Source organism: Streptomyces sp. NPDC059454 (assembly GCF_042749965.1).
In the GTDB taxonomy this organism is placed as follows: domain Bacteria; phylum Actinomycetota; class Actinomycetes; order Streptomycetales; family Streptomycetaceae; genus Streptomyces.
In genome coordinates, this window is sequence record NZ_JBHYVC010000047.1 from 35,245 (window position 1) to 59,507 (window position 24,263).

Annotated in this window: 18 protein-coding genes; 9 read left to right on the forward strand and 9 right to left on the reverse strand. The window is 71.5% G+C overall.

The features are described 5' to 3' along the window. Positions 1 to 28 precede the first annotated feature (28 nt). Both ACFXAE_RS26280 and ACFXAE_RS26285 read left to right on the forward strand, forming a co-directional pair. Entirely contained in the window at positions 29 to 1,909 is a 1,881-nt protein-coding gene (locus tag ACFXAE_RS26280; RefSeq protein ID WP_384719106.1) for a hypothetical protein, read from the forward strand. Positions 1,910 to 1,973: 64 nt separating this feature from the next. After that, positions 1,974 to 2,669 carry a TetR/AcrR family transcriptional regulator gene (locus ACFXAE_RS26285; protein WP_384719108.1) on the forward strand — a complete coding sequence of 232 codons (696 nt, stop codon included), beginning with the start codon at positions 1,974 to 1,976 and terminating at the stop codon, positions 2,667 to 2,669. 14 nt (positions 2,670 to 2,683) lie between these two features. Here the strand turns inward: ACFXAE_RS26285 and ACFXAE_RS26290 are convergent, their stop codons facing one another. The 7 genes from ACFXAE_RS26290 to ACFXAE_RS26320 all read right to left on the reverse strand — a co-directional run bounded on the left by ACFXAE_RS26290 (position 2,684) and on the right by ACFXAE_RS26320 (position 15,380). Next, entirely contained in the window at positions 2,684 to 3,040 is a 357-nt protein-coding gene (locus ACFXAE_RS26290; protein ID WP_384719110.1) for a 5-carboxymethyl-2-hydroxymuconate Delta-isomerase, read from the reverse strand. Between the two features lie 56 nt (positions 3,041 to 3,096). Continuing rightward, the gene (pulA, locus tag ACFXAE_RS26295) at positions 3,097 to 8,508 is read right to left on the reverse strand and encodes a pullulanase-type alpha-1,6-glucosidase (protein WP_384719112.1); all 5,412 of its coding nucleotides are present in this window, start codon (positions 8,506 to 8,508) and stop codon (positions 3,097 to 3,099) included. A 205-nt stretch (positions 8,509 to 8,713) separates the two neighbouring features. After that, positions 8,714 to 10,087, reverse strand: coding sequence for an alpha-amylase family protein (locus ACFXAE_RS26300; protein WP_384719114.1), 1,374 nt, complete (start codon positions 10,085 to 10,087; stop codon positions 8,714 to 8,716). 166 nt (positions 10,088 to 10,253) lie between these two features. Next, positions 10,254 to 11,948 carry a glycoside hydrolase family 13 protein gene (locus ACFXAE_RS26305; protein WP_384719116.1) on the reverse strand — a complete coding sequence of 565 codons (1,695 nt, stop codon included), beginning with the start codon at positions 11,946 to 11,948 and terminating at the stop codon, positions 10,254 to 10,256. Between the two features lie 133 nt (positions 11,949 to 12,081). Then, complete coding sequence (locus tag ACFXAE_RS26310; protein WP_384719118.1) at positions 12,082 to 12,993, reverse strand: sugar ABC transporter permease; 912 nt, start codon at positions 12,991 to 12,993, stop codon at positions 12,082 to 12,084. A 13-nt stretch (positions 12,994 to 13,006) separates the two neighbouring features. After that, a complete protein-coding gene (locus tag ACFXAE_RS26315; protein ID WP_384719120.1) occupies positions 13,007 to 14,011 on the reverse strand; it encodes a carbohydrate ABC transporter permease in 1,005 nt (334 codons plus the stop codon). A gap of 97 nt (positions 14,012 to 14,108) precedes the next feature. Beyond that, positions 14,109 to 15,380 carry an extracellular solute-binding protein gene (locus ACFXAE_RS26320; RefSeq protein ID WP_384719122.1) on the reverse strand — a complete coding sequence of 424 codons (1,272 nt, stop codon included), beginning with the start codon at positions 15,378 to 15,380 and terminating at the stop codon, positions 14,109 to 14,111. A gap of 430 nt (positions 15,381 to 15,810) precedes the next feature. Between ACFXAE_RS26320 and ACFXAE_RS26325 the strand changes: the two genes are divergently transcribed. Both ACFXAE_RS26325 and ACFXAE_RS26330 read left to right on the forward strand, forming a co-directional pair. Beyond that, positions 15,811 to 16,857, forward strand: coding sequence for a LacI family DNA-binding transcriptional regulator (locus ACFXAE_RS26325; protein WP_384719124.1), 1,047 nt, complete (start codon positions 15,811 to 15,813; stop codon positions 16,855 to 16,857). Positions 16,858 to 16,975: 118 nt separating this feature from the next. Beyond that, positions 16,976 to 17,845: a phosphatase PAP2 family protein gene (locus tag ACFXAE_RS26330; protein ID WP_384719126.1), complete on the forward strand. Its 870-nt coding sequence runs from the start codon at positions 16,976 to 16,978 to the stop codon at positions 17,843 to 17,845. 8 nt (positions 17,846 to 17,853) lie between these two features. Here the strand turns inward: ACFXAE_RS26330 and ACFXAE_RS26335 are convergent, their stop codons facing one another. Further along, positions 17,854 to 20,853, reverse strand: a complete 3,000-nt coding sequence (locus ACFXAE_RS26335; RefSeq protein WP_384719128.1) for a bifunctional [glutamine synthetase] adenylyltransferase/[glutamine synthetase]-adenylyl-L-tyrosine phosphorylase — start codon at positions 20,851 to 20,853, stop codon at positions 17,854 to 17,856. 154 nt (positions 20,854 to 21,007) lie between these two features. On the opposite strand from ACFXAE_RS26335, the gene ACFXAE_RS26340 reads away from it, so the two are divergent. Beyond that, entirely contained in the window at positions 21,008 to 21,517 is a 510-nt protein-coding gene (locus ACFXAE_RS26340; protein ID WP_384719130.1) for a pyridoxamine 5'-phosphate oxidase family protein, read from the forward strand. 36 nt (positions 21,518 to 21,553) lie between these two features. Beyond that, positions 21,554 to 21,994, forward strand: a complete 441-nt coding sequence (locus ACFXAE_RS26345; protein ID WP_384719132.1) for a VOC family protein — start codon at positions 21,554 to 21,556, stop codon at positions 21,992 to 21,994. Between the two features lie 7 nt (positions 21,995 to 22,001). On the opposite strand, the gene ACFXAE_RS26350 is transcribed toward ACFXAE_RS26345, so the two are convergent. Beyond that, positions 22,002 to 22,202 (reverse strand): hypothetical protein, encoded by a 201-nt coding sequence (locus ACFXAE_RS26350; protein ID WP_384719134.1) that lies wholly within the window; start codon positions 22,200 to 22,202, stop codon positions 22,002 to 22,004. Between the two features lie 237 nt (positions 22,203 to 22,439). On the opposite strand from ACFXAE_RS26350, the gene ACFXAE_RS26355 reads away from it, so the two are divergent. Genes ACFXAE_RS26355 through ACFXAE_RS26365 form a run of 3 tightly spaced genes read left to right on the forward strand, consistent with a single transcriptional unit; the run spans position 22,440 to position 24,203 of the window. Continuing rightward, positions 22,440 to 23,087 (forward strand): hypothetical protein, encoded by a 648-nt coding sequence (locus ACFXAE_RS26355; RefSeq protein ID WP_384719136.1) that lies wholly within the window; start codon positions 22,440 to 22,442, stop codon positions 23,085 to 23,087. 1 nt (position 23,088) lies between these two features. After that, positions 23,089 to 23,517: a phage holin family protein gene (locus ACFXAE_RS26360; RefSeq protein WP_384719138.1), complete on the forward strand. Its 429-nt coding sequence runs from the start codon at positions 23,089 to 23,091 to the stop codon at positions 23,515 to 23,517. Then, complete coding sequence (locus tag ACFXAE_RS26365; RefSeq protein WP_384719140.1) at positions 23,493 to 24,203, forward strand: DUF3618 domain-containing protein; 711 nt, start codon at positions 23,493 to 23,495, stop codon at positions 24,201 to 24,203. The genes ACFXAE_RS26360 and ACFXAE_RS26365 overlap by 25 nt, the downstream gene beginning before the upstream one ends. The last annotated feature ends 60 nt before the right edge of the window (positions 24,204 to 24,263 follow it).

Sequence of the window (24,263 nt, forward strand, 5' to 3'; positions counted from 1 at the left end):
ATCCGCCGGTTCGCTCGTTGCGCTGAACGTGCAGTCACAGGATGTCGGCCCGCCCTCCCCCGCGGCCGGTCCGGTCGTGGGTGTCGAGCAGGCCGAGGCCGCGCTCGTCGAGCACTACCCGCGGCTCGTCCGGCTCGCCTACCTGGTGCTGCCGTCCGGCAGGGGCCGGAGCAGGCGGGTACTCGCCGCGCACGCCCTGGTCCAGCGGGCACTGCCCCGGGGCCGCGCCCCCGCGCCGTCGATCCCCGCCCAGCGGGCCGGCCGTGACGGCGACCCCGGGTACGCGCTGATCCGCCTCCAGGTGCTGCGTGCGGCGCTGAGGCGCGGGGCGCGGCTGCCGCCGCCGCTTCCGCAGGTGTGGGGGCTGAAGTTGTTCCCGCGCCCGGGCGGTGTCGACGAACTCGCGCTGGACCAGCGGCTGTCCGCGCTGTCCGGACCGGCCCGCGCCGCCCACGCCCTGCGCGGCCTGGAACGGCTCCCGGACGGGGACGTGCGTGAGGTGCTCACGGCGGCGGGCGTCGCCGACGTGGACGCCGCGCTGGAGGAGGCCGACACGATCCCCGACCCGTACCGGCTGCTCCACTCCCCCGAGTTCGATCCCTGCGCGCTGCAGGTCCGGCCGACCGACCTGCTGCGCCGCCGCCGGCGCCTGAAGGCCACGCTGGTCGCCGGGGCGGCGCTGGCGGTGTGCGGGACGCTGCTCGGGCTGCCGGGCGACGGCTGGGGCCCGGACGGCGCCGCCGCACCCCCGTACGCGCAGAACCCGGCCGCGCGGGCCGCACTGGACCCGGGGAAGCTGACCCGGGTCCCCCCCACCGCGTGGCAGACCTCCGCGCGCACCGACTTCTCCGTGTGGCCGGCGCGCGGCGATCGTACCGGCGACCGGGCCCTGCTGCGCCGCGCCCTCGCCGTCTGGGCCCGGCCCGGGAAGAGCGTCCAGGTGTCGGCGACCCCGGGCACCCCGACCGGCGGCCCCGCCGGACCGCCCCGGCTGCTGTACGCGGGGACGGTCGACACCGCGCGCGTGGTGGTCCTGTACGACGGTCTGCGCCTCGCCAGGTACGCCGAGCCGAAGGACGGCACGCGGGGCGCCGTCCTCGACTTCGCCCGCGTCGACGGCGCCGGGCGGGCCGGGTCGGGCGCGGTGGTGCTGAGCCGGACCGACGGCAACGTCCGCTACCTGCTGGCCCCCTGGGTGCGTGCGGCCGGCGAGCGGGACCTGCGCGAGCCCGGCTCGGGCGTGCTGCCCCTCCCCCTCACCGACGGGGTGACCTCGCCGCTGGCCAGCTCCGCCCTGCGGCCGGGGCCGTGCACCTCCTGGAACGTGCTGCACCTGACCGACGGCACCGGCACCCGGCTGGTGACCGACCTCGGCGAGCTGGTCCCGGCCCGCCTCACCGCCGGACGGCCGGGCGCGACACGTGAGGCCTCCGGTGCCGAGGCGCTGCGCACCTGGGCGCCGTACGCCTGCTCGCTGGGCGCGGTGCGCTCGGCGGGGGTGCGGAGCGTGAACGCCTGGGCGTTCGCCGAGCAGCCGCTGCCCGGCGCGGGAGGTGTGGCGGAGTGGGTGTGCACCCGTGCGGAGACCTGGCGGGGCGGCGGGGCCCGGGTGCTGGCGCAGTTCCACACGCCGGGCGGGCGGTTCGGGGTGGTGGCGGCGAAGGCCGAGTCCGTGCCGGCCTGCGGGGAGCGGGAGCCGCGCGTGCTCGCCGGGGTGCTGTGGAAGTCCGGGGCGGGCGCCTGGTACCTGCTGGCCGCCGGCAGTCGCGACACGGCGTCGCTCAGGGCGACGGGCGGCGTCGAGGCGTCGGCCCGGGGCAGTCTGCTGACCGTCCGCGCGCGGAAGGGTGCCCGGGCGGAGCTCAGGGGCAGGCTGGAGGACGGGCGGTCGATCAGCGGACTGCGCTAGCCGGATGAACACCGCGGTCCGGGCCGGACCGTTCGAGGCCGGAATCGATCGGTAAGGTGTTCGCATGACTACCGGGACACGGCGCAGAATGGGAGTGGAGGAGCGGCGGCAGCAGTTGATCGGCGTGGCCCTCGAACTGTTCAGCCGGCGTTCCCCCGACGAGGTCTCCATCGACGAGATAGCGGCGCGGGCGGGCATCTCCCGCCCGCTGGTCTATCACTACTTCCCCGGCAAACTCAGCCTGTACGAGGCCGCGTTGAGGCGCGCGGCGGATGATCTGGCGTCCCGGTTCGTGGAGCCGCACGAGGGTCCGCTGGGGTCGCGGCTGCGGCGGGTGATGGCCCGCTTCTTCGACTTCGTCGACGAGCACGGGCCCGGTTTCGCCGCCCTGATGCGCGGCGGCCCGGCGGTCGGCTCCTCCACCACCAACGCGCTGATCGACTCCGTACGGCAGGCCGCGTATGACCAGATGTTGTCGCACATGGGCGTGATGGGACCGGCGCCGGCGCGGCTGGAACTGGTCGTGAGGTCCTGGATCTCCCTCGTCGAGTCGACGGCGCTGATCTGGCTGGACGGGCGGCGCGTACCGCGCGAGGAGCTGGAGGCCCAGCTGGTGCAGGACTTCGCCGCGCTGGCCGCCGTCGCCGCCGCCCGTGACGAGGAACTGGCCGCGCTGCTCCGTGGCCTGATCAAGGACGAGCCGGGCGACGGGCCGTTCACCGACCTCGCCACCCGGCTGATCTCGCTGGCCGCTTCCTAGCGGTCCGGAAGTCCTTACTCCTCGAACTTCCGGTAGGACGCGTCGAGTTCGCGCACCTCGGCGGAGGCGTGCAGCATCAGGCCCCCGGCCGGCTTCACGTACTGCCGCAGCAGTTCCAGGACGGCCTCGGTGAGCCGGGCCTTGGTCTCGTCGCTGCGGCCGGCCAGCAGGCCGATGTGCACGTGCACGAGGGCGTGCCCGTCGGTGTCGGGGCCGACCACGACGTCCTCGGTCCGCCGGAACCGTGTCTTGCACGCCGGCGGCTTGGCGGCCGCGATCTCCACGACGGCGGTGTGCAGGTCCCGCGCGAAGGCGGGCCGGTCGAAGCCGTCCGCCAGTCGCTCGGAGTAGTCGACGGTGATCTGCGGCATGAGCCCTCCTGTTCCTGGTCAGGAGGGCTCACACTAGCCGCAGGCCCCTTCCGGGGTCAGCCGGCCGTGGTGAACACGGCGACCGTGCGCGCCGGAACGGTGAACGTGCCGGACCCCTTCGCGTACGCCGAGGTCTTCACGACCGCGTCCCCGCCGGCCGACTGCGCCGGGTGCAGCCGGTAGCCGGTCCCGGCGAGCGCGGCGACCCGCTGCTCCTGCTTCCGGGGCGTGGCGTTGAAGACCACGACCAGGTCACCGAGGGCCATCGTGATCACACCGGGCGTCTCGTCCTTCCCGGACAGCGGGAAGGAGAGCCGGGACTGTACCTGGGCGGCCGTGTCGAGGGAGAAGGCCTTCTCCGTCGTACGGATGGCCAGCAGGTCCTGGTAGGCGGCCGAGGTGCCCTCGATCTGCGGGCAGCCGACCTTGATCGCACCCAGCAGGGGCTGGGCGTAGGGCCACTTGGCCTCGTTGTCGGCGGCCGGCGGCAGACCGCGGCCGAAGCCGTTGCCGTCCGCGCAGTTCCAGTGGATGGCGTTGAACCAGTCGCCGCTGTCGTAGGAGTTGCGGTCCAGGGACTTGGAGCGCAGCAGGTCGGTGCCCGCCTGTGAGAGGGCCGGGCCCTGCGAGAGGGTGGCCGTCGCCATGGCGAGGACCTGCATCCGGGCCCGGTCGTCGGCGGACGTGTCCTTCGGCAGCTTGAAGGCGAGCGCGTCGAACAGCGACTCGTTGTCGTGCGCGTCCGCGTAGGCGAGGGCGTCACCGGGCGCGTCCGCGTAGCCGGCGGGGGCGCCGTTGTAGTCGACCTGGGAGCCCTTGACCTCCTTGCCGCTGGTGTCGGTGAAGGTGTAGTCGGCGAGGTTGCCGCTCAGGCCCACCTTGATCAGGTCCTGGTAGTGCAGGAGGCGGGCCTTCTGCTCGGCCTCGGTGCCGTTGCCCGTCGAGGAGTTGGGGTCGGTGTGGAGACCGGAGGCGAAGCCCTGCACTCCGGGGTCCTCGTCGAAGGGGCCGCCGCCGCGCACGGCGTCGCGGGCCCGGTCGGAGAAGGTGGCGATGCCGGTGCCGGCCATGTTCTTCTGCGTGGCCTGGACGAAGCGTGCGTCGTCGGCGATCTCGCCGAAGTTCCAGCCCTCGCCGTACAGGATGATCTTCTTGCCGTCGACGCCGTCCTTCGCGGGGGTCAGCGCGTCGAGGGCCTCGCGGACGGCGAGGATGTTGGCCTTCGGGTGGTGGCCCATGAGGTCGAAGCGGAAGCCGTCGACCTTGTACTCCTTGGCCCAGGTGACGACCGAGTCGACGACCAGCTTGCCCATCATGGCGTTCTCGGTGGCCGTGCCCGCGCAGCAGGTGCTGTTGGCGACCGAGCCGTCGGCGAGGAGCCGCTGGTAGTAGCCGGGCACGATCCGGTCCAGGACGGAGGTCCCGGCCTGGCCGCTCGCGGCGGTGTGGTTGTAGACCACGTCCATCACGACGCGGAGGCCGTCCTCGTTGAGCGCCTTCACCATCTTCCGGAACTCGACCGTGCGGGCGGTGCCGTCCGGGTCGGTGGCGTAGGAGCCTTCGGGGACCGTGTAGTGGTACGGGTCGTAGCCCCAGTTGTAGGCGTCCTTGGCGGCGGCCTTCGCCACGCACTCCTGCTGCTTGTCGGAGTCGGCCGGGTAGGAGGCGAGGTCGCAGTCGACGGTCGCCCGGTCGGACTTCCTCTCGGGGACGGTGGCGATGTCGAACGCGGGCAGCAGGTGCACGTACGAGGTGCCGGCCTCCGCCAGCTCGCGCAGGTGCCTGCTGCCGTCGCTGTCCTCGTCGGTGAAGGCGAGGTAGGTGCCGGGGTTCTCGGCCGTGCGGTCCGCCACGGAGAAGTCGCGGACGTGCAGCTCCTGGATCTGGGCGTCCTTCAGCGGCACGGCCTTCGGCTTGTCCAGGCCGGACCAGCCCTTGGGCGCGAGGCTCCGGTCGTCGAGGTCGACGACGAGGCTGCGCTCGGAGTCGGTGGTCAGGGCGACCGAGTAGGGGTCGGTGACCTTGTTGGTGACGATCTCGCGGGTGCTGGGCGCCCACACCTTCACCGCGTACCGGTAGGGCTTGCCCTTCCAGGAGCTCGGGCCGGTGACGGACCAGACGCCGGTGGCGTCGTCGCGGCGCATCCGGACGGTGCGGTCGCCGATCTCCAGGGAGACGTTCCGCGCGGTCGGCGCCCACACGGAGAGGGTGGGCCGACCGTGGCGGAAGGTCGGGCCGAGGTCCGCCTTCGTGGCGCCGGCGGCGTAGAGGTCGTCCAGGACGCCCGCGGTCTGCACGCCGGTCGCGGCGAGCACGGCGCCGTTGGCGGCGCGCTGGGAGGCGATCACCTGGCCGCGCAGGGCCTCGCGCACCCGGTCCCGGTCACGCGGGTCGACGGACCAGGCGGTGCCGTCCTTCAGGTGCGGGAACTTCGCCTTCTGGGCGTCGGTGAGCGTCGCCCTCGTCAGCCGCAGCCAGCGCGCGTCGTCGCTGGTCAGCGTCCCGTCCTGCACCTTGATGGAACCGGTGCGGGAGGCGAGGAGCTGGGTGGAGGCGGCGGCCTCGGAGCCGTCCCAGACAACGGTGTCCCGGTCGATCCAGACCGCCTTGGAGGTGGCCGGGTCGAGGGCGGCCGCCGAGCCGGCCGGCTGCGGCAGCAGGTATTTCTCCTGGCCGCTCAACAGCCACACCTCATGGCCGTCGGCCTTGAGATCCAGCGACCGGTCGGTGGGCAGGTCCTTCTCGTCGCCCTTGTGGAGGATGTAGCTGAGGCTGGTGGCACCCTCGGTGAGCGGCACCTCGAAGACAGCGCCATAGGCATCAGTCTTCACCGGTTCCAGGGGGTTCGACCAGTCGGTGGGGTTCGCGGCGCCGGTCCAGGTGTGCAGGCCCCAGCCGTCGTAGTTCCCGTCGGCGCGCTGGTAGTGGAGCACGGCCTTGGTGGTGTCCTGGGCCGGGTAGTCGGGCCGCTCGGTGGTGACGGTCTCCTTGCCCTGCTCGATCCAGATCTCACCGGTCCTGGTGAGGTCGATCGTGCGGTCGGTGGAGACGTCCTTGTCGCCGTCCTTGTCGATGACGAGGAAACCGAGGTCGGACGCGCCGGGCTTGAGCTTGACGTAGGCGAAGGCGCCGTAGGCGTCGCGGCCGGTGAAGGGGTGGCTGTCCGGCCACTCGGTGGCCTCGCCGTCCGCCAGGTCGCCCCAGGCGTACAGGCCCCAGTCGTCGTAGTCGCCGTCCGTGCGCTTGTAGTGGACGACCGCGTAGTCGCGGGAGGCGGCGGTGGGCGGCTCCTCGACGGGCGGGGTGCCGGTGGTGGAGGCGGCCAGGGCGCTCGCGGTGCGGCCGGCCGAGTCGACCACGACCGCCTTGTAGCGCAGGGCGGTGCCGGCGGGGACGTCCTCGCCGATGGTGTGGGTGACCTGGTAGGGGGCGTGGTCGGCGGAGCCGAGGGTCCGCCACGTGCCGTCGCCGGTCTGGGCGGCGAAGACGACCCGGTTGAGCTGTCCGCCCTCGACGTCGGCGGTGAGCTCGACGGTGCCGGTGGCGCCGGTGTCCGGGGCCTTGAGCGTGATCGTGGGCTTCGCGGCGGGCTTCGCGAGCGGGCCGGAGGCCTTGAGGACGATCGCCGAGCCCGCCGGGACGGTGACGGTGATCTTCTTGTCGGCGTCGCTGGTGACGGTGGCGTCGGTGCCGTGGAGGCCCTTGTACGTCATCCGCGCGGAGCCGGTCGCGAAGGTGGCCTTCTTCGCCTCGCCGGCGTTGTTGAAGGCGACGACGTACTCGGTGGTGTCCTTCTCCGTGCCGGTGCGGGAGAAGGCGTAGACGCCCGCGCCGTCGGCCGCGTACCGCTCCTGCTGGATGCCGTCGGTCAGGGCCGGGTGGGCCTTGCGGAGCTTGGCGAGAGCACTGATCTGCTCGTAGAGCGGTGCTCGCGTGTCGTAGGCGTCCTCGGCGTGGGTGCGGTCGGTGCCGATCAGGTCGTCGTCGAGGTAGTCGGCCGTACGGGAGGCGAACAGGGTCTGGCGGGCGTCCTTGTCGCCGCCGGCGCCGGTGAAGCCCTGCTCGTCGCCGTAGTAGACGACCGGGTTGCCCCGGCTGAGGAACATCAGCTCGTTGGCGAGCATGTCCTTCTTCAGCAGCTCGGCGTCGGACGCCTGCGGGTCGTCCTGCTTCAGGAACGTCCCGATGCGGCCCATGTCGTGGTTGCCGAGGAAGGTGACCTGCTCGTAGGCGTTGGCCCTGTCGGTGGCGTACTTGTGGTCGTCGCCGAAGACGGAGGCCAGCTTCTTCGCGCTGCCGCCCTGCGAGGCGTACTGCCGGGCCGCCTCCTGGAACGGGAAGTCGAGCGTGGCGTCGAGGCGGCCCTGGGTGACGTACGGGGCGGTGACGTCCGTGTCGGCGGAGTACACCTCGCCGAACATGAAGAAGTCGTCCCGGCCCTTCTTCGCCGCGTAGGCGTCGAGCGCGGTGGCCCACTGGGTCCAGAACTCCATGTTGACGTGCTTCACGGTGTCGATCCGGAAGCCGTCGATGTCGAAGTCCCTCACCCACCGCTGGTAGATCTTCTCCATGCCGTCGACGACCTCGGGACGCTCGGTCCACAGGTCGTCGAGCCCGGAGAAGTCGCCGTACTCGCTGGACTCCCCGGCGAAGGTGGAGTCGCCCCGGTTGTGGTACATCTCCGGGTCGTTGAGCCAGGACGGGACCTTGAGGTCCTCCTTCGCGGCGGGCACGGCCGGGGTGCGCGGGAAGGAGCCGGAGCCGACGCGCGGGAACCCGCGCGAGCCGTCGGCGTAGTCGGCGTCGTCGAAGGGCTCGCCGTCCTTCGTCAGGTACGGGAAGGCGCCCTTCGAGAGATAGCCGTAGGACTTCTCCTCGTAGTCGACGACGTCGGCGGTGTGGTTGGTGATGACGTCGAAGAAGACCTTCATGCCCTTGTCGTGGGCCTTGTCGATGAGGGTCTCGAGGTCCTCGTTGGTGCCGAAGTGCGGGTCGACCCGGGTGAAGTCGGTGATCCAGTAGCCGTGGTAACCGGCGGAGGCGTTCTCCCCCGTCCCCTGCACGGGCTGGTTCTTGAAGAGGGGCGCCATCCAGATGGCGGTGGTGCCGAGCCCCTTGATGTAGTCGAGCTTCTTCGTCAGGCCCTTGAGGTCGCCGCCCTGGTAGAACCCCTTGTCGGTGGGGTCGTACCCGGTGGCGAGGCGCGATCCGGTGAGCCCGCCGCGGTCGTTCTTGGTGTCCCCGTTGGCGAACCGGTCCGGCAGGACGAAGTAGAACTGCTCGCGGGTCAGATCGTGCCGCGCGGGCGACGCGGCGAGCTTCGCGTCCGAGGGCGGCGCGGGCGGGGCGGCGGCACCGGCGGCGACCGGCTGCACCAGGGTGGCGGCGAGCGCGGCCACGGTGACGGCGGCGACGCGTCCGCCTCGTGCGGTGCGGCGCCCCGGGGGCGCGGGCCATCTGGGTATCAAGGCGTGAACTCCTTGCGCTTACGGCTCATTGGGTCCGACCCCACGCCACGGCGACGGCCTGTTTCGGCCACGTCACCGGAGCGTCGGCGTGACCGTATCCCCGTTGAAAGCTTTACAGCAAGGGTTGTGAAAGTAACGGTAAGGACTTGCATGCGGACGCGGGCCGCGCCGCCGCCCCGTGAACGGCGGCGCGGCCCGCGCGCGTTCAGCAGGACGACTTGCCGGCGTACACCGCGAGGGCCGTGTGGGAGCCCAGGGTGGCGGTCAGCTGCCCGGAACCGTTCACCGTCACCGCGGTGTTGTTCTGGACGTTGCAGTACGTGCCCGCGGGGAGGGAGGTCTGGTAGGTGCGGGTCAGGCTGCTCGACTCGTGGTTGACGGCCACGAAACCCTTGCTGCCCCGGCCGAAGGCGATGGCGTCATTGCCGTTGTCCCACCAGTTGGTGACCGCCTGGCCGCGGGTGGCGTTGCGGAAGGCGACCATGGACTTGATCTCCGGCCAGTTGTGCTGGCACTTCCAGCCGTTCTGCCAGCAGGCGTCGACCCGCCCGCCGTTCGGCGGTCCGGCGTCGTGGTCGGAGAACTCGTACCCGGAGTTGATGTCCGGGGCGCCGTAGGGCCAGGCCAGCATGAAGACGTTGGCCAGGGTGTAGGTGGCGCCGTCCTTGTAGGACAGCGTGCTGCCGTTGCGCTCGGTGTCGTGGTTGTCGACGAAGACGCCGGAGACGGAGCTGTTCATGTAGCCCCAGCCCTCGCCGTAGTTCTTGAGGTAGGCGAGGTTCTCGTTGTTGAAGACCCGCTTGAGGTCGTAGGCGTAGCGGAACTCCTGGACGTCGCCGTTGCCGGTGTACTCGGTGGGCTGGACGGCCTCACCCGCGCCGTGGATGACCTCCTGCTTCCAGTACACGCCCGGGTTGCTCAGGCGGGACTTGATGTTGGCCAGGTCGGCGGCCGGCATGTGCTTGGCCGCGTCGATCCGGAACCCGTCGACGCCCAGCGAGAGCAGGTCGTTCATGTACGTGGCGATGGCCCCGCGGACGTAGTCCTCGCCGGTGTCCAGGTCGGCGAGGCCGACGAGTTCGCAGTTCTGGACGTTCCCGCGGTCGCCGTAGTTGCTGATCTGCGCGGTGCAGTTGTCGAAGTCGTACGAGGAGTACAACCCGGGGTAGTTGTATTTCGTGTACGACGAGCCGCCGGTGCCGGTGCCGTTGCCGGCGGACATGTGGTTGATGACCGTGTCGGCGACGACCTTCACGCCGGCCGCGTGACACGTGTCGACCATGTTCTTGAACGCGGCGCGGTCACCGAGCCGCCCGGCGATCTTGTAGCTCACCGGCTGGTACGACGTCCACCACTGCGCGCCCTGTATGTGCTCGGCGGGCGGGGAGACCTGGACGTATCCGTATCCGGCGGGGCCGAGGGCGGTGGTGCACTCACGGGCGACCGAGGCGAAGTTCCACTCGAAGAGAACGGCCGTGACGTCCTTGCCGCCGGGCGGGGACGCCTCCGCCCCGGTAGGGGCCATGACAACCGAGGCGGCCGCGAGGGCGACCACCCCGGAGAGGGTTCTGCGTGCCATGTGGGGTTTCCTTCTTCATCGAAGGGTGTGGGGATACCGCTGAAGCAGGCTGAAGCTTCTTGCAGAAAACTTCAGCAACCTTGCGGCAACGCAGATGTTAGAGGCCCGCCACCCGAAAGGGCAGCGGGCCGTACCGACTTGAACGAAAAAAGTTGCGAGCCGAACCTCAGCCCCTGGTCCACCACACGGTGGTGTCGGCGGGCAGCTTCGCCTCGCCGGCCGTCTCCTCCACCTCACCGCTGGAGAGCAGCACCCGCCCGTACGCCGGGGTCGTCACCGACTCCCCCGTGGTGTTGGCGACGCACACGAAGTCGCCGCGCCGGAAGGCGAGGACGCCCTCGGGTGCCCGCAGCCACTCCACCGCGTCGCCGGCGCCCAGGTCCGCCCGGTCCCGGCGCACGGCGAGCGCGGACCGGTACAGCTCCAGGGTCGAACCGGGCGCGCCGGTCTGCGCCTCGATGCTCAGCTCGCCCCAGCCCGCCGGCTGCGGCAGCCAGCTGCCGCCGTCGCCGAAGCCGTACGAGGAGCCCTCGCGGGTCCACGGGATCGGCACCCGGCAGCCGTCGCGGAAGCCGTCCTGGCCGGCGCCCCGGAAGTAGGCCGGGTCCTGGCGCACCTCGTCGGGCAGGTCGACGACGTCCGGCAGGCCGAGCTCCTCGCCCTGGTAGACGTATGCCGAACCGGGCAGCGCCAGCATCAGCAGCGTCGCCGCGCGCGCCCGGCGCAGGCCCAGTTCGCGGTCGCCGGCCAGGCGGATCTGGGTGCCGAGGCCCGCCGGGTTGGCGAAGCGGGTGGCGTGCCGGGTGACGTCGTGGTTGGACAGCACCCAGGTGGCGGGGGCGCCGACCGGGCGCATGGCGTCCAGGGTGCGGTCGATGACCCCGCGCAGCTCCTCGGCGTCCCAGTGGGTGCCCAGGTACTGGAAGTTGAAGGCCTGGTGCAGTTCGTCGGGGCGGACGTAGTTCGCGGTGCGCTCGACGGTCGGGGTCCACGCCTCGGCGACGAAGATGCGCTCGCCGCTGTACTCGTCGAGGATGAGCCGCCACTGGCGGTAGATGTCGTGGACGCCGTCCTGGTCGAAGAACGGCATGACATCGTTGCCCAGCAGCTTCAGTTGCTCGTGGTTTCCCAGGTCGGGAAGGCCTTCTGCCTTCACCATGCCGTGGGCGACGTCGATGCGGAAGCCGTCCACGCCCATGTCGAGCCAGAACCGCAGGATGGAGCGGAACTCGTCGCCGACGGCCGGGTGCTCCCAGTTGAAGTCGGGCTGCTCGGGCGCGAACAGGTGCAGGTACCACTCGCCCGGTGTGCCGTCGGGCTCGGTGACGCGGGTCCAGGCCGGGCCGCCGAAGATCGACTCCCAGTCGTTGGGCGGCAGCTCGCCGTTCGCGCCCTTGCCGGGGCGGAAGTGGTAGCGGTCGCGCGAGGGCGAGCCGGGGCCCTCGGCGAGGGCGCGCTTGAACCACTCGTGCTGGTCGGAGGAGTGGTTCGGGACCAGGTCGACGATGATCCTGAGGCCGAGGCCGTGGGCGTCGCGGATCAGCGCGTCGGCGTCCAGGAGGGTGCCGAACATGGGGTCGACGGCGCGGTAGTCGGCGACGTCGTAGCCGGCGTCGGCCTGCGGGGAGGCGTAGAAGGGGCTGAGCCACACGGCGTCCACGCCGAGGTCGCGCAGGTACGGCAGGCGGGAGCGGATGCCTTCCAGGTCGCCCATGCCGTCGCCGTTGCTGTCGGCGAAGCTGCGCGGGTACACCTGGTAGATCACCGCGTCCCGCCACCAGTCGCGGCGCCGGGCGACGGTGGCGACGGCCGCGTCGGTCGTGGGGGTCGGGGCCGGGGCGGCGGAGTGCTGCTGGCTCATGTCGTCCTTGATACGAGGTTCGGTCAGGGAGGCGGCTGGAGACGAGGCGGCCGCGGTGCCGGCGGGGTCGGATGGACACCGCGGCCGCCTACCCGCGCGCGCCAGGCGCGCGGGAGTCGCTGACGCGAAGGGGTCAGCCCTTCGTGCCGCCGGCGGTGAGGCCGGCCACCAGGTTCTTCTGCACGAGGTAGAAGAACGCGGAGACCGGTATCGCGATCAGGACCGCGGTGGCGGCCATGAGGTTGCGCTGTGCGTCGTGCTCGCTGACGAAGCTCTGCAGACCGACGGCGAGGGTGTACTTCTCGTCGTCGAGCATGAACGTCGTGGCGAAGGCGACCTCGCCGAACGCGGTGATGAAGCTGTAGAACGCGGCGACCGCGAGCCCCGGCTTGGAGAGCGGCAGGATCAGCCGCGCGAACGTGCCGAAGGGGGTCAGCCCGTCGACCCGTCCCGCCTCGTCGATCTCGAACGGGATGGTGTCGAAGTAGCCCTTCATCAGCCAGGCGCAGTACGGCACCGCCGTCGAGCAGTAGACGAGGACGAGTCCGAGGTAGCTGTCGACGAGCTGCAGGTCCGAGAGGATCTGGTACATCGGGACCATCAGGACGGCCACCGGGAACATCTGGGTGACCAGCAGCACCCACATGAACTTCCGGTAGCCGGGGAAGCGCATGCGGGAGACCGCGTAGCCGGTGGTGGCGGCGACGAGGACGCCGATGACCGTGGTGCCGAGCGAGACGATCAGCGAGCTCTTCAGCCAGTCGAAGAAGTTCGTGTTCTGCAGGACGAACGTGTAGTTGTCGAGCGTCATCTTGCCCCAGATGCCGCCGGGGCGCAGATAGTCGTCCTTGTCGGGACCGAGGGAGAGGAAGACCAGCCAGGCGACCGGGAACAACGCGATCAGACTGGCGACGATCAGGATGCCGTGCGAGGTGAGGCGGCCCAGCGGGCCGCTCTCGCCGCGCCGGCGCGCCGTGCGCGGCGGGAGCGGTCCGTCGGCAGGCCGGTCCGCCGGAGCAGTGGTGGTGACGGTGGATGTGCTCATGGGGACTCCTGCCTCAGATCGCGAGCTGCTGCTCATTGCGGTTCAGCCAGCGGCGGTAGAAGGAGGTGAAGACGACCAGGATGGCCAGCAGCAGCATGCCGTAGGCCGCGGACTCGGCGAACTCGCGCGGCTGCTGCCCGAAGCCCAGGTAGTAGGACCAGGTGACGAGGATCTGGGCGTCCGGGGCGGTGTTGCCGAACAGCAGGAAGATGATCGCGAACTGGTTGAAGGTCCAGATGACGCCGAGCAGGACCACGGTGGAGCTGACCGAGCGCAGGCCGGGCAGGGTGACGTGGCGGAACCGCTGCCAGGCGCTCGCGCCGTCCATCTCGGCCGCCTCGTACAGGCTGGCGTCGATGGACTGCAGTCCGCCGAGCAGGGAGATCATCATGAACGGCACACCGCACCAGGTGTTGACCATGATCGCGGCGAACCGCTGCCAGAAGGTGTCCTCCAGCCACGCCGGCGAGGGCAGGCCGAGGGAGTCCAGGGCGGTGTTGACGATGCCGGCGTCGGCGAGCATGAAGCGCCAGCCGAAGACGGTGACGAAGGTCGGCACGGCCCACGGCAGGATGAGGACCAGCCGGTAGAAGGTGCGGCCGCTCAGCTTCTGGTTGAGCAGCAGGGCCAGGCCCAGGCCGATGCCGTAGTGCAGGGTGACACAGGCCGCCGTCCACACGATCGTCCAGACGAACTTGGACCAGAAGCGGTCGTAGGCCGTCTCGCCCCACAGGATGTCGGCGTAGTTGTCGATGCCGATGAACCTGTAGGTGGCCTCGATCTCGTTGACGCCGATGGTGCGGGCCGAGTTCAGGCTGTCGGCGTCGGTGAGGGTGAGGTAGAAGCCGTAGGCCAGGGGGTACAGCACGATGACGCCGAGCACCAGCGCCACCGGCGCGATCATGGCGTAGGCGTACCAGTACTTCTGGTATCCGCGCTTCAGGCGGCTGCCCGGCCCGGGGCGGGGCGCGCGGTCACCGCGGCGCTTGCCGGTCGCGCGGTCGATGGCGACTGTCATGGTTCGGCACCTTCTGGATGATCAAGGGGGACGGCACACAGGCCGGCGGCCGCCGGACCCTCCCCTCCTGGAAGCGGGTCCGGCGGCCACACGGGCATTACTTGCTGAAGTCCGGCACCAGCTTGGCGATCGCGGTCTCCGCGTCGCCCAGGCCCTTGTCCAGGGACTCCTTGCCGCTCGCGATCTGCGGCAGCTCGTCGTCCAGCGGACCCCACAGCGAGCTGTACTCGGGCAGGGCCGGGCGCGGCTGGGCGGCGGCGAGGACCGTCTGGTAGCCGGCGATGCCCGGGTCGGCCTTGACCTGGTCGGTGTAGGCGTCGTCGCGCGTGGGCAGCGTGGAGTTCTTCAGCGCGATGGTCTCCTGCGCCTTGGCCGAGGTCATGAACTTCACGAACTTCAGCGCGGCCTGCTGCTTGTCCTCGGTGGAACCGGCGTAGACGGAGAGGTTGTGGCCGCCGGTCGGGGCGCCCGCCTTGCCGGTGGAACCGGCCGGGACGGTGGCGATGCCGAGGTTGTTCTTGTCCTTGAAGGCGGAACCCTTGTAGAAGTTGGTGATCTCCCACGGGCCCTGGATGATCGAGGCGACCTTGCCGTTGACGAACGCGTCCTGGATGTGGGCGTAGGCGTCGGCGGTGACGTCGGCCTTGTGCAGGCCCTTGCCGTCGAAGAGGTCCAGCCAGGTGCCGTACGCCTTCTCGGCCTCGGCCGACTTCACGGTGACCTTCTTGGCGTCGGCGTCGACCATGTCGGTGCCCTCGCCGTACAGGAACGGCTGGGCGTAGTAGCCGGCGGTGGAGCCCCAGTAGCCGTCGACGCCGGTCTTGTCCTTGACGGTGGCGGCGGCCTTCTTCAGGTCGTCCCAGGTCTTGGGGGCCTCGACGCCGGCCTTCGCGAACAGTTCCTTGTTGTAGACGAAGGCGAGGGTGTCCGTGGTGAAGGGGACGCCGTAGGTCTTGCCCTCGTACTTGGCCTGCTCGATCAGGTTGGGCTTGAACTCGTCCTGCTCGGCGAGGGCCTCGGTGCCGTCCAGCGGCAGGAAGAAGCCCTTCTTGGCGAAGGCGGGGGTCCAGCCGACCTCGGAGCGCAGCACGTCGGGGGCGCCCTTGGAACCGGCGGCGGTGTCGAACTTGTTCTGCGCCTGGTCGAAGGGGACGTTGACGAACTCGACCTTGATGTCCTTGTTGGCGGCCTCGAACTCCTTGACCAGGGCCTGGTACGTCGGCGCCTCGTTGGTCGCGTTGGAGGTGTCCCACCAGGTGATGGTGACCGGGCCGCCGGCCGAGTCGCCGCTGTCGCTGTCTCCGCCGCAGGCCGTCGCCGCGAGGGCGAGGGACGCCACCAGCGCGGTGGCCGCTATGCCACGCCGCATGAGTTCTCCTTGAGGGTGAAAGCCCGTGAGTGCAGGTGCGGCCCCGTCTGCCGTCCTGCTGACTTGCCGACTGCGCCGTTGCGGCCGCCGGGCGACGTGAACGTAACAGCGATGGAACCGTTTCGAAAGACCTTGCAGAAAAGTTTTGCAAGCGACGCCGAGAGTTACCCCGCCGTGACCTGTCCTCGACTGCTCGGCAACCCGGGTTTCCGCCTGTACGACAGGGGTTCGGACTGTTGTGCAAGACTCTGCAAGTACTTGCCATCCGTTGCCGCCGGGGGAATCATCCGTTGCGGACCGGACGCCGACCACGACGTGAGGGACCGCGATGACCCAGCAGCCCGCAGCGGGCCGTTCGACGGCGCGCACCGCGCGCACCAGGCGTCCGATCGGTGTGCAAGGGGAGAACCGGCGGCTACAGTCCAGTCCTGTGACCACACGCCTTGCCGATATCGCTGCTCAGGCGGGGGTGAGCGAGGCCACCGTCAGCCGCGTCCTCAACGGCAAGCCGGGCGTCGCCGCCACCACCCGCCAGTCCGTGCTCGCCGCCCTCGACGTCCTCGGCTACGAGCGTCCGGTGCGGCTGCGGCAGCGCAGCGAGGGCCTGGTCGGGCTGATCACCCCGGAGCTGGAGAACCCGATCTTCCCGGCGCTGGCCCAGGTCATCGGGCAGGCGCTGACCCGCCAGGGTTACACGCCGGTGCTCGCCACCCAGACCCCGGGCGGGTCGACGGAGGACGAGCTGACGGAGATGCTCGTGGACCGCGGCGTGGCCGGCATCATCTACGTCTCCGGGCTGCACGCCGACACCACCGCCGACACGCAGCGCTACGAGCGGCTGCGGGCGCAGGGCGTGCCGTTCGTGCTCGTGGACGGTTTCTCGCCGAAGGTGCAGGCGCCGTTCATCTCCCCCGACGACCGGGCCGCGATGGCGCTCGCCGTCACCCACCTCGCCTCCCTCGGCCACACCCGCATCGGCCTCGCGCTCGGGCCGAAGCGGTTCGTGCCGGTGCAGCGCAAGATCGAGGGCTTCGTGCGCACCGTGCAGGAGCAACTGGGGCTGAGCGCCGAGACGGTCGAGACCGAGCTGGTCCAGCACTCGCTGTACACGCTGGAGGGCGGCCAGGCCGCCGCCACCGCGCTGATGGACCGCGACTGCACGGCGGTGGTGTGCGCGAGCGACATGATGGCCCTGGGCGCGATACGGGCGGCCCGGCAGCGCGGTCTGGACGTGCCGAAGGACATCTCGGTGGTCGGCTTCGACGATTCCCCGCTGATCGCCTTCACCGATCCGCCGCTGACCACGGTCCGCAAGCCGGTTCCGGCGATGGGCCAGGCCGCGGTGCGCACGCTGCTGGAGGAGATCGGCGGAACGCCCGCGCCGCACAGTGAGTTCGTGTTCATGCCGGAACTGGTGGTGCGCGGTTCGACCGCTTCGGCCCCTGGGGACCGGAATCGTCCCCAGGGTGGAGGGTAGGACTTCCGGCGCACTGCCACAGGAGGAGGGAGCGGGCCTGCCCTCGGGGGAGCGCATGCGGGCCGGGCCCGACCGGGGGATGATCTGAGAAGAGGTCTTTTCTGGCAGACTCTGGCCCATGGGTGACACGACGGTGACAACGCTGGAAGGCCGGGAAGAGGCCGCAGCGCATCCCGTCGCGGACAAGACGGGGTCAGGTCGCCTGCGTCGTCTGCGCGCCCCCCGCCGGCCCCGGCTGTGGTTCGAGATCCTGCTGATCGCGGTGAGTTACTGGACGTACTCGCTCGTCCGCAACGCCGTGCCGGAACAGCGGTCCGAGGCGCTGCGCAACGCCGACTGGGTCTGGCGGCTCGAGCGGCAACTGGGTCTCGCCGTCGAGGAGTCCGTCAACCACGCCGTGAACTCGGTGACTTGGCTCATCGTCGGCATGAACTACTACTACGCCACCCTGCACTTCGTGGTGACGTTGGGTGTCCTGGTGTGGCTCTACCGTGGTCATCCCGGCCGTTACGCGGCGGCCCGCCTGGTCCTCTTCACCACCACGGGCATCGCCCTCGTCGGCTACTACCTGTATCCGCTCGCCCCGCCCCGGCTGATGAACGGCCAGGACTTCATCGACACCGTCCTGGTCCACCAGACGTGGGGTTCGATGGCCTCCGGCGACCTGAAGAACATGTCGAACCAGTACGCCGCGATGCCGTCGATGCACATCGGCTGGTCGGTGTGGTGCGGTCTGACGATCTTCGCGCTGGCCACCGTCCCGTGGGTGCGGGTGCTGGGCCTGGTGTACCCGGCGGCCACGCTGGTGGTCATCGTCGCCACCGCCAACCACTTCTGGCTGGACGCGGTGGGCGGCGTCCTCTGTCTGGCCTTCGGCTACTGCATCGCCGCGGTCTGGTACGGCCGGCAGCCGTACACCCTGCCGAGGCAGGTGGGCGAACGGGAGGAACGGGGGCCGGACCGGATTCCGGTGCCGAAACAGGGATGACCCGGGGGTCACGACCCCCCGTAGAACAGCTCCTCCACCACGCCCCGCGCCCGCCGTGCCGTGCGCCGGTACGCGTCGAGCATGTCGCCGGCGTGACCGGGGCCGTAGCCCAGGTAGCGGCCGACGGCGCCCAGCTCCCGGGGCACGGTGGGGAAGGTGTCCCCGGCCCGGCCCCGGACCAGCATCACCGCGTTGCGCACGCGGGTGGCGAGCACCCAGGCCTCGTCGAGGGTGGAGGCGTCCTCCTCGGAGATCAGCCCGGCCGCGCGGGCGGCGGCCAGCGCCTGCCGCGTGCGGGTCGTGCGCAGGCCCGGCTCCTTCGCGCCGTGCCGCAGCTGGAGCAGCTGCACGGTCCACTCCACGTCGGACAGCCCGCCCGGCCCGAGCTTGGCGTGCAGTTTGGGGTCGGCGCCGCGCGGCAGCCGCTCGGACTCCATACGGGCCTTCAGCCGGCGGATCTCACGGACGGCCTCCTCGTCGAGCCCGGCGGCCGGGTAGCGCAGCGGGTCGATCAGCTCGGTGAAGCGGCGGCCCAGGTCCTCGTCCCCGGCGACGTGCTCGGCGCGCAGCAGCGCGTGCCGTTCCCACACCAGCGACCAGCGGCGGTAGTACGCCTCGTACGACTTGAGGGTGCGCACCAGCGGGCCGGACTTGCCCTCCGGGCGCAGGTCGGCGTCGACGATCAGGGGCGGGTCGGCGCTGGGGACCTGGAGCAGGCGGCGCATCTCGGCGACCACCTTGTTCGCGGCCTCGGCGGCCTCCCGCTCGTCCACGCCGTCGCGTGGTTCGTGCACGAACAGGACGTCCGCGTCGGAGCCGTAGCCCAGCTCGTGTCCGCCGAAGCGGCCCATGCCGATGACGGCGAACCGGGTGGGGAGCGTGTCGCCCCACCCCTCGCGGACCACCGCGCGGAGCGTGCCGGCGAGGGTGGCGGCCGTCAGGTCGGACACCGCGCCGCCCACCAGGTCCACCAGGGCGCCCTGGTCGGCCTCGGCGGGCTGCGACTCGGTGCCGTAGGAGCCGACGATGTCGGCGGCGGACGTACGGAACAGCTCGCGGCGGCGCACCCCGCGGGCGGCGGTGACGCCCTGGACGGCGTTGTCGGCGCGGCGGACGGCGGCGAGGATCTCCTGCTCCAGCGGGGCGCGGGGGCGCGGCCGGAGTCCCCCGCCGCCGTCGCCGAGCAGCGCCACCGCCTCGGGGGCGCGCATCAGCAGGTCGGGGGCGAGCCGGCCGGCGGACAGCACGCGGGCCAGGTTCTCGGCGGCGGCGCCCTCGTCGCGCAGCAGCCGCAGGTACCAGGGTGTCTTGCCGAGCGCGTCGGAGACCTTGCGGAAGGTGAGCAGACCGGCGTCCGGGTCGGCGGAGTCCGCGAACCAGCCGAGCAGCACGGGCAGCAGGGTGCGCTGGATGGCGGCCTTGCGGGTGACACCGGACGCCAGCGCCTCCAGGTGGCGCAGCGCGGCGGCCGGATCGGCGTACCCGAGCGCGATCAGCCGCTCCCGCGCGGCCTCGGCGCTGAGCCGGGCCTCGCCCGGGGCGAGTGCGGCGACGGCGTCCAGCAGCGGCCGGTAGAACAGCTTCTCGTGCAGCCGCCGTACGACGGAGGCGTGCCGCTTCCACTCCCGGGTCAGGGTGGCGACCGGGTCGGTGCGCAGGTCCAGGGAGCGGCCCAGGCGGCGCAGGTCGGCCTCGTCCTCGGGGACGAGGTGGGTGCGGCGCAGCCGGTGGAGCTGGATGCGGTGCTCCAGGGAGCGCAGGAAGCGGTAGGCGTCGTCGAGCTGGGCGGCGTCCGCGCGGCCGACGTAGCCGCCGGCGGCGAGGGCCTTCAGCGCGTCGAGGGTGGTGCCGCTGCGCAGCGAGCCGTCGGCGCGCCCGTGCACCAGTTGCAGCAGCTGCACCGCGAACTCGACGTCCCGCAGACCCCCCGGGCCCAGTTTCAGCTGCCGGTCGACCTCGGCGGCGGGGATGTTCTCCACCACCCGGCGGCGCATCTTCTGCACGTCGGCGACGAAGTTCTCCCGCTCCGCGGCCCCCCACACCAGCGGCTGGAGCGCGGCGACGTACTCCTCGCCGAGCGCGAGGTCGCCGGCGACCGGGCGGGCCTTGAGCAGCGCCTGGAACTCCCAGGTCTTGGCCCAGCGCTGGTAGTAGGCGAGGTGGGAGGCGAGGGTGCGCACGAGCGGCCCGTTGCGGCCCTCGGGGCGCAGATTGGCGTCGACGGGCCAGATGGAGCCCTCGACGGTGGTCTCCGAGCAGATCCGCATCAGGTGCGAGGCGAGCCGGGTCGCGGCGCGCAGCGCCTTGTCCTCGTCGGCGCCGTTCACCGCCTCGCCGACGAAGATGACGTCGACGTCGGAGACGTAGTTCAGCTCGTGTCCGCCGCACTTGCCCATCGCGATCACCGCGAGCCGGCACAGGGCGGCGTCCTCGGGCGCGGCGGCCACGGCGAGGCCGAGGGCGGCGCGCAGGGTGGCGGTGGCGAGGTCGGCGAGCTCGGCGGCGGTCTGGGCGACCTCGATGGTGCCGCAGACGTCACGGGCGGCGATGGACAGCAGACAGCGCCGGTAGGCGACGCGGAGCGAGACCGGGTCGGTGGCTTCGGCGAGGCCCCGCTCGAACTCCTCGATGCCGGGGTGCAGGTCGCGCGGCTCGTAGGTGACGAGGGCCTGCCAGTCGCCCGGGTGCCGGGCCAGATGGTCGGCGAGCGCCTCGGACGCGCCGAGCACCCCGAGCAGCCGGTCCCGCAGCGGCTTGGCGGCTATCAGCGTGTCCAGCAGTTCCTGGCGGGCGGTGACCCCGCTCTGCGCCTCCAGCAGCCGCACAAGGCCCCGCAGCGCGAGGTCGGGATCGGCGGTGGCACCGAGGGCGTCCAGCAGCACGGGGTCGTCGCGCACGAGCGTGAGTCCGGCGCTGTCGAGCAGCCGCTCGGCGGCGGACGGATCGGTGAAGCCGTGCCGCAGCAGCCGCGTGAAGGTACTGCTCCTGCGCCCCGGCGCCGACGTCATCCCCGGCCTCCCTCGTGCCTCGGATCAAGGTCGTACGGCCATGAGCCTATCCGGAGTACGGACCTGCGGCCCCGGGGCGGCCTGCGATGAGTTCCGGGAGCGGACGGGGTCTGATGGAGGACGGCACGTACGGCCGACCGGCGATGGAGGTCCCATGAGCGACACCCCCGAGACCCGCCTCGACCCGCGCTACAGCGACCCGGCGGCCGGGGCCCCGCCCTGGTCCGGGACGGAGCTGCTGCTCAGCGAGGCGGAGCTGTTCTGGATCTCCACGGTCCGCCCCGACGGCCGCCCCCATGTCACCCCGCTCCCTGCCGTCTGGTCGGCCGGCGCCCTGCACTTCTGCACCGGCCCGGACGAACGCAAGGCCCGCAACCTGGCGGAGAACCCGCACGTCGTACTGACGACCGGCACCAACACCTGGAACGAGGGCTACGACGTGGTGGTGGAGGGCGAGGCGGTACGGGTCACCGACGACGCGCGGCTGCGCGAGCTGGCGGCGGCGTGGGAGGCGAAGTACGGCGGCTTCTGGCACTTCGAGGTCCGGGACGGGTACTTCCATCACGGTCCGGGACACGCCGTCGTGTTTTCGGTGGCGCCGCGGACCGTTTTCGGCTTCGGTAAGGGGGAGCCGTTCAGCCAGACCCGGTGGCGGTTCGCCTGACGCGGAGCCGACTGTCGACGAAGGAGCCGGAATTCCATGGACATGACCCTCGAAGTGATCCCGCTGCCGGTGAGCGACATCGACCGGGCCAGGGACTTCTACCGGGACAAGGTGGGCTTCCACGTCGACATCGACCAGGAGGTCATGCCGGGCATGCGCATCGTCCAGCTGACCCCGCCCGGCTCGGGCTGTTCGATCGCCCTCGGCAGCAGCCTCTGGGAGATGACCCCCGGACCCACTCCGGCCCCGGGCTCCTACCAAGGACTCCAGCTCTGCGTGGCCGACATCGAGGCGGCCCACGCGGAACTGGTCGAGCGGGGCCTGGAGGTCTCCGAACCGGTCCGGTACGCCGACTCCGACGGCGCCACCTTCATGTACTTCACGGACCCGGACGGCAACGGCTGGGCGGTCCAGGAGTACCGGCGGCGGGCGACGGAACCGCTGCACAAGGCGCTGGGGGACCTGGCGGGGGCGTAGGGCGCCGTCACCGGTCAGCGGCCGGCGGGAAGGATCCGGAAGCAGGGGTGGCCGCCACCTGCCGGCCGTGCGGTCCAAAAGTCCCGGAGGCCTCCGGTGGGGATGGCGTCCGTGCCGTATCCGGCGGCGGGGCGGCCTCCTTGATCAGGAGCAGGTCACTGTCGTCGGCGTAGGCGTAGGCGTAGGCGTAGGTGCGCTTCGGAGCCACGCCGTCCCGGCACACCTCCTGTACCGGGAAGGCGTGGTGCCGGACGAACGGTGAACGGCCCGCCGTGCTCGTCCCACCCCGATATCCGATCCCCTCATCACGTGTCAATCACGTACAAATGGCGACTCGTCATGTCACGGGCGGCTTTATGTGAGGACCGGCGTTCAGACCTCCGGCGTGCGTCGGCCCGTAGGGAGCAGGAGCCGCACCAGCACATCCGATGAGGGGAAGTCGCCGATGAGTGAGTCCGTACGAACCGGAGCCGGGAGCACCGGAGACAAGGTCAAGGCAGAGACCTCCGCGACGGCCGGCCAGGCCAGGCAGGCCGCCGGGCAGGTCGCGGGGACCGCGGCGGAGCAGGCCCGGGCCGTCGTGGGCGAGGCGCGGCAGCAGGCCGGCACGGTCGTCGAGGACCTGCGCGGCCGCGCGATCGACGAGGCGGACGAGCAGACCAGGCGGGCGGCCGGCACGCTGCGGCAGTGGGCGAACGACTTCTCCGGTCTGGCCGCGCATGCGGAGAGCGACTCGCCCGCCCGCAGTCTGGCGGCCCGGGCCGGCGACAAGGGGCAGCGGGCGGCCGACTATCTGGAGCGGCAGGGGGTCGAGGGCCTCGTCGCCGACCTCCAGGGCTTCGCCCGGCGCCGCCCCGGCGCCTTCCTCGGCGGCGCGCTGCTGGCCGGGCTGGCCGTCGGACGCCTGGCGAAGGTGACCCAGACGGCGTCCCGGGCCGACGGGAACGGGCAGCGGCAGCTCACCACGGCCCCGGCCGCCGAGACCCTGCCGGTCGCTCCCCCGCCGGGGACCGCACCGCCCGCGCCGTCCACTCCGCCGAGCCTCGGCACGCCGCCGGCCGGCACGCCGGGCCGTCCGTTCCCGGAGGCGTGAGATGGCCACGATGTCACCGCTGTCCCGGGCCCGCTCGGCCGAGCCGTATGAAGGGGAGCGGTCCGCGGGTGAGTTGCTGTCCCGGGTGACCTCCGACCTCCAGGTCCTCTTCCGTCAGGAGGTGGAGCTGGCCAAGGCCGAGATCAAGGAGGAGGGCAGCAAGGCGGGCAAGGCGGCCGGGATGTTCGGCGGTGCCGGTTTCGCCGGCTACATGGTCCTGCTGTTCCTGTCGCTGGCGGCCATGTTCGGTCTGGCCAACGTGATGGACGACGGCTGGGCCGCGCTGATCATCGCCGCGCTGTGGGCCGTCGCCGCGGCCGTGCTGTACCAGAAGGGCCGCGCGAAGATGCGCACCGTCTCGCCGAAGCCCGAGAAGACCGTCCAGACGCTGAAGGAGGACGCGGAATGGGCACGTCACCCGACCAAATGAGGGCCGAGATAGCGGCCACACGGAGCCAGCTCTCCGCGGACGTGGACCGGCTCGCCGACCGGGCCAGCCCTCGCCGCATGGTCCGCCGCCGCAGGGCGAGGATGCGCCGCACGGTGTCGGGCGTCCGTGACCGTGTCATGGGCACCGCCTCGTACACGGCCCACGGCATGGCCGACACCGCCCGGTCGGCGGCCGGCTCGGTGCAGTCGGCGGCCGGTTCGGCGGCCGGCTCGGTGCAGGAGGGCACCGGACGGGCGGCCGACTCGGCGCGCGAGGTCGCCGGCCAGGCGGGGCAGGCCGTCCAGCAGACGCCCGAGATGGCCCGCCGCCAGACGCAGGGCAACCCGATCGCCGCCGGTCTGGTCGCCTTCGGGGTCGGCCTGCTGGCCGCCTCGATGGTGCCCGCCTCCGAGAAGGAACAGCAGAAGGCGTCCGAGCTGATGGAACGCGGCGCCGAGGCGCTGGAGCCGGTCAAGCAGGCCGCCGCCGAGTCCGCGCAGCACCTGAAGGAAGACGCCAGGGAGGCCACGCAGAGCGCGGCCGCGGAGGTGAAGGACACCGCGCAGCAGGCGGCCCGCACCACCCAGGACGAGGCCCGCGACCAGGCCGGCCAGGTCACCGACCAGGCCAAGGACTCCGGCCGCAGCCTCAAGGACGAGGCCGGCCGCCGTTCCGGACCGGCGTGACACCGGCTCTCCGGACTCCGGACTCCGGTCTCCGGAGAAGAGGGAGCCCTGCCCCGGCCG